5 protein-coding genes are annotated in these 5,757 nt (G+C 44.7%); all 5 read right to left on the bottom strand.

Annotated elements, in window-relative coordinates:
• The coding region (locus tag B9Y55_RS12380) for an ankyrin repeat domain-containing protein (protein WP_200806679.1) at positions 1 to 2,082 on the bottom strand (2,082 nt) is incomplete at its 3' end.
• A 329-nt stretch (positions 2,083 to 2,411) separates the two neighbouring features.
• Complete coding sequence (locus B9Y55_RS12375) at positions 2,412 to 2,810, bottom strand: ankyrin repeat domain-containing protein (RefSeq protein WP_268753312.1); 399 nt, start codon at positions 2,808 to 2,810, stop codon at positions 2,412 to 2,414.
• Positions 2,811 to 2,867: 57 nt separating this feature from the next.
• Entirely contained in the window at positions 2,868 to 3,383 is a 516-nt protein-coding gene (locus B9Y55_RS12370; RefSeq protein ID WP_085545660.1) for a tellurite resistance TerB family protein, read from the bottom strand.
• A 130-nt stretch (positions 3,384 to 3,513) separates the two neighbouring features.
• Positions 3,514 to 5,427: a dynamin family protein gene (locus B9Y55_RS12365; protein ID WP_143340946.1), complete on the bottom strand. Its 1,914-nt coding sequence runs from the start codon at positions 5,425 to 5,427 to the stop codon at positions 3,514 to 3,516.
• Positions 5,428 to 5,496: 69 nt separating this feature from the next.
• A partial coding sequence (locus B9Y55_RS12360) for a transposase domain-containing protein (protein WP_143340945.1) occupies positions 5,497 to 5,757 on the bottom strand: 261 nt, incomplete at its 5' end.

The raw sequence follows: 5,757 nt of genomic DNA, 5'->3' as shown, positions 1-5,757 counted from the left end.
TCCAGCTTCTTCTGTTTTAGCGTTTGGATCAGCTCCAGCCTCTATGAGGGTTGCGATGAGCTTAGGGTTTCCGTTGAACATTGCTGCGAAGTGAAGAGCGGTTATACCATCGGAGTCTTTTTGGTATATAGGCACTTTGGTTTTTTTTGCAAGCGTAATTATGGCCTCTGGATTTTTGTTGAACATAGCTACTATCATAAGACCACAGGCTGAGATTTTACCTTCTTTGTCTATAAAAGGAATTATCTGACTAATGAGTTCTAATTTATTTGTGTTAATATTAAGAAGGTGGCCTATCGAGTTATCTGCTTCTATCTCTAAACTTGCTCCTGTTTCGATGAGCTTTGTTATTACACCGATGTTTCCGTTTGATCTTGCGGCGTAGAATAGTGGCGTTGCTTTGTCTCTGTCCTCTGCCTCTAAGTCCGCGCCTTCTTCTATGAGCTTTGCTATAACGTCGACTTTTTCGTTTGATTGCGCGGCGTAGTGTAGAGGCATGGCCCCCGCTTTGTCTGGAGAGTTTATATTCGCTCCTTCTTCTATGAGTTTTATTATGATATCGACATTTTCGTTTGACTTTGAAGCGTAGTGTAGAGGTCTGGCTCCCGCTCTGTCTGGGGCGTTTACACTTGCCCCTTCTTCGATGAGTTTTGCTATGACGTCGATGTTTTCGTTTGATCGTGCGGCGTAATGCAGAGGGGTTGCTCCGTCTTTGTCCTCCTGATATACGCTGGCACCTGCTCGAATTAGATCGATCACGATGTCTATATTTTCGTTTGATGCTCCGTAATGTAATGCGGTGGCCCCGTCTTTATCCACTGCGTTTATGTCCGCTCCCCCTTCGATAAGCGTCTCGATAACTTTGGGGTTTTTGTTTGATGTGGCGTAATGGAGAGGAGTTTTTCTGGATTTTCCCCTCATGTTAACGTCTGCCCCCAGGGCTATCGCCAGTTTTATCTGAATAGAAGAGCTTCTTTCGCATAAATCTAGAAAAGATTCATCTTCTAAGGAGATTTTCTCGATGGAAGGCAAAAAGAACTTTATTGCCGATATGGGGATGTCCAGATCGTGTTTTATGATCTCCGCTATGGCCTCGCAGGCCCTTTCTTCGTCAGGCTCTAACGATGCATCGGCGAGTGCGGAAAGGGCCTTAAGATCATCCTGATTTATCTCCATCATGTCCCCAAAGATATCCCATAGCTCGCACTCCTCGGATTTTAGCGATCCGTCGGCGTGGGCCATTATCCTTAGGTCTGTCATAAATATAGCTCTCTGTCTTTGTTCGCTCAGAGACTCAAGAACCGACGAGACTGTTTCGTCGTCCGCTGTCTTTGCTGCTTCGATAGCCCGCATACCGTCTTCTTCAGGTAGGTTCATGGCTATAGCACGATCCAGTAGAATCTTTTTTTCCTTTGGATCTATCGAGCCGTCTACGGTGGCGACCATGGCCATGCCCACCAGATAGGCAAAGCGAGCGCCTTTATCGTCGTCTTTCATGGGATGGGGAGCCTTAAGCATATCCTCTTTTTTTTGCCTCATAAGGTCAAGTAATGACACAGAAAATCCTCCTTCTCCTGCTTTTTCTTCTGGGTTTTTACCTTCTTTACCGTGGGGAGATACGTTGGGATCTCCGTTGTTGTCTGGTTCAGCTTTGTCGATTTTACTTGGCAGTAGATTCCATTTTCTCAGATCGACCGATCCCTCCTCTTGGTTAATTGCTGAAATAGCCCTTAAATCGGAAATAAAAAAATCCTGTAAGTTGTTGCTTGTTATTATTCGGGATATTTGGGAGTAGACTTCTTTATCCGATAGAGTTGTTTTGTCTGTTGCTTTTTTTAGGCTTATTAGCGGTAGTTTGAGCGATATGGCTAAGGAGAAAAGTTGTTCAATTCTTTTGTCACTTATAGATCCCCAGTCCATAGCTTCTTTCGCTATACCGGCAAGGTAGGCAAAACGGACCTCTGGATCTTTTTCTGCTAAAGGCCTGTTCTCTATGTCGGAGATTGATAACTGAGATGATCTACCATCTGTGTCGTAAGCGCTTTCCCAAAAACCATCTTTGATGCTCTTGAAATATCCCATACTAGACCTCCAGATCATTTTTTTGATTTAAAGATATAAAATTCCCTTATTTTGGGTGTCCTACTTGTAACTGTTCAGTCTCCCTGCCGATAAGGGAGGGCTATCCATGTTTCAGAAGCCCATCTACGAAGAGATCTTCGAGGAAAATCGGATGCTCAAGGCGAGATAGCCAAGAGCTTCAGTGAGAGGATCGCAGAGTTCGAAATACTTCATGGATCCTGTAACCTTCCTATATCTAAGGGAGCGGTTTAGAGGGCGATTAAGCCAATGACATAAAGTCCTTGTGGCTCCAATGATGATCTTGAAATATCAGGTCTTACGCAACTAATTTACCAGCTAGATGGGTGCCACCAAGGACGTTTTACAACCGCGTATGTGCTTGGAACCAAGTATAAGTTAGCTCCAGCCTCTATGAGTGTCGCGATGATCTCTGGGTTTCCGTCTCCTGTTCTCGCAAAGTGGAGTGGTGTCTGCCCACCTTTTGCTTTAGCGTTCGGGTCAGCTCCAGCCTTTAGGAGTGCGGCGATGATCTCTGGTTTTCCGTCTGCTGTTACCGCTGCTGATGCTCCGTAATGTAATGCCGTGGCCCCGTCTTCATCCACTGCGTTTATGTCCGCTCCCCCTTCGATAAGTGTCTCGATAACTTTGGGGTTTTTGTTTGATGTGGCGTAATGGAGAGGAGTTTTTCTGGATTCTCCCCTCATGTTAACGTCTGCCCCCAGGGCTATCGCCAGTTTGATCTGGATAGAAGAGCTTCTTTCGCATAACTCTAGAAAAGATTTATCTTATATGGAGATTTTCTCGATGGAAGGCAAAAAGAACTTTATTGCCGACATGGGTATGTCTAGATCGTGTTTCATGATCTCCGCTATGGCCTCGGAGGCCCTTTCTTCGTTTGGCTCTAACGATGCATCGGCGAATGCGGAAAGGGCCTTTCGATCATCCTGGTTTATCTCCACCATGTCCCCAAAGATATCCCATAGCTCGGACTCCTCGGATTTTAGCGATCCGTCGGCGTGGGCCATTATCCTTAGGTCTGTCATAAATATAGCTCTCTGTCTCCGTTCGCTCAGAGACTCAAGAACCGACGAGACTGTTTCGTCGTCCGCTGTCTTTGCTGCTTCAATAGCCCGCATAACGTCGTCTTCAGGTAGGTTCATGGCTATAGCACGATCCAGTAGAATCTTTTTTTCCTTTGGATCTATCGAGCCGTCTACGATGGCGACCATGGCCATGCCCACCAGATAGGCAAAGCGAGCGCCTTTATCGTCGTCTTTCATGGGATGGGGAACCTTAAGCATATCCTCTTTTTTTGCCTCATAAGATCAAGTAATGACGCAGAGAACCCTCCTTCTTTTGTTTTTTTATATTTTTGACTTAATAATTAAGTTGATTATGCCATTAGGAGATGCTACGGCAACGCTTATTTTTTTAGTCGAGCAGTTGGTCATTATTTACTTCAGCCAGAAGCGGTGAACAAGGTGTCATAGCCTGTAGTGCGGCTATATGCTGTTTTAGTGTCTCTTGACGGCTTTTTTCGCTATGTTGGTTTTGGGTTAGTTCTATTTTTAGATCCTCTAGGGTTTTGATCCATTTTTCAACGATGTTCTCCGTTTGTTCTTCGAGATGGTCGCAAAACTGGTTAGCTAGGTCGATCAGGTCAGGATTTATCCTGGAGGGAATGTCGGCGAGGATCTTCTCAATAGCCATATTGAGAGACTGTTTTGCTTCCTCTTTTGCTTTTTTTCCCCCGATAAAGTTTCCTAATACCGCTCCTAATAAGATGGCCCCGATAGGCCCAAAAACAGCGAGTCCTAAGATAGCTATTGCTGTTTGAGCTTTTATTTTTTTATTTTTATCTCCCTGTAACTCCTTTATCGGTGGGAGGATGGGCATTAGTTTTTTGTTTGTGTTGATAGCGAAGAAATTGGATAATTTTTTAGATATGTCTTTGCAGGATTGGTTGAAGACTTCCTCGGATCGACACTCAATAGACCTGCTCAAGGTCTGTTGGACTATGCCGCATAGTCTACTTGATACGTCCGTTCCTTTTAGCATGTCTCCTATGAGTGAGGCTTGCTGTTGTGATGTTACAGCACGTATATCATTGATAATACCTTTCGTGATATTTTCAGAAAAGTGATCCTTTATTTGATCTGTTTCTTTTTGGATCAGGTCGGTGAGTTGTTCTTTTTTTGATTGTATGCTGTTTATCTGTTTTTCTAATTCTAGTATGTCTATGTTTTCCTCTGATCTGAGTATTTTAAGGTTGAAAAGTAGCTCAGAGGCCAGGTTAGATATCTGGGGCATTAGGCTGTTGATCATGATATGTGATGCTCTATCGTTGATTTGACCTAGAAGCCTCCGAAAACCATCTATGTCTCCTGATACCGCTGATACAGTCTCTATTGCCACTTTGGATCCTAGAAATACCGATGCCTGATCTCTAATGTTAGTTACTACTTGAGGTAGTTCGTGAGCTCTGAGCTCCGATCTTGTGACGATTATGTCTATTGTGTGTCCTAGAATCCCCAGTTGACTAATCATGTCCAGGGCACTTTTCTTTAGACCTTGGTCGGCAGCAACGCAGAGGATGAAGGTTGATCCTCCTGATACGTAGTTTTGCATTGCTTTGTTGTGAGACTGGTTGCAGGAATCGAATCCCGGCATGTCGACTAATACGATGTTTTTGTGATCCAGTAGAGCCGGTGATTTCAGGTAAAGCTCAGCCTTTAGTATGCTGTCTCCTCTTTGAGAGGTCTGTTTTAGAGTTGAGATTGGGAGCTCTTTAGGCTCAGCCTTTCCGTCGATATCGTATATGACCATTCTTTCTCCGTCGTCGGAGGGATGTAGCTCGGTAGCTATTGCGGTTTCTGGTGCTAGGTCGGTAGGTAAAATCTCAGTTCCCATGTAACTGTTCAGTAAGGTCGATTTTCCGGTGCTGAACCCTCCTAGAACTGGAGTCGTTATTGTGAAACAAATTACGCTTTCTTTGGCTAGAGCAATTTCTTTGTTCAGGCTATTGATGTTCCAGTGCGAGGCGATGTTCTCTATTTCTGAAATCTGACGGAGAAGTTCTTTTTTAGTTTTATCGGTATTCTCTATTGACGGAACGACAAATCCCCCTTGTTGTAGCTCGAATAGGATTTGGATAGCGATGGAGGTAGTGTCGGTCTCTATGGACCAAAGGGGGATTGGTTTCTCTCCAGATCCGGTATTGCCTATGATGGGTAGAAGCAGAGGTTTCTCTTTTGTCGAATTTGTCGAATAGAGCCCTGATGTTATTCGAGCCATGGCCTCTCTCCCTATTGGGGAGAAGAAGTTTGTAGGTATCGTAAGCGTCAAACCTAGCAGTACATCGACTATCTCGGCAACAGATGGGATAATCTTGTCATAAAAAAGCTCGCAGCGAGCTTACTCCGCTGCGAGCCTAATATATTCAGGGGTGTTCCAGGGCATGAGCTGTTCCAGCTGCTCTGGGTCTGCCAGGTTTAGGTTGGGGGCTTTTTGGAAGATGTAGACCAGATACCTATAGGGGTTGAGGTCGTTTGCCATGGCCGTTGTTACTATGGTCAGTATAAGGGCACTGGACTTTGCCCCTCTCGGAGTGTTCGAGAACAGGAAGTTTTTTCTGCAGACGGCAAAGCTCTTTGCAAGCCTTTCTGCCTCGTTGTT

Origin of the sequence: Dethiosulfovibrio salsuginis (genome assembly GCF_900177735.1) — a bacterium.
GTDB classification, from domain to species: domain Bacteria; phylum Synergistota; class Synergistia; order Synergistales; family Dethiosulfovibrionaceae; genus Dethiosulfovibrio; species Dethiosulfovibrio salsuginis.
Note: the sequence above shows the minus strand (reverse complement) of the source record. Positions and strands in the feature narration are given on the sequence as shown.

Excerpts from the sequence above, each read along its gene's own strand:
- B9Y55_RS12370 (WP_085545660.1), bottom strand. The coding sequence starts at position 3,383 with ATGCTTAAGGTTCCCCATCCCATGAAAGACGACGATAAAGGCGCTCGC.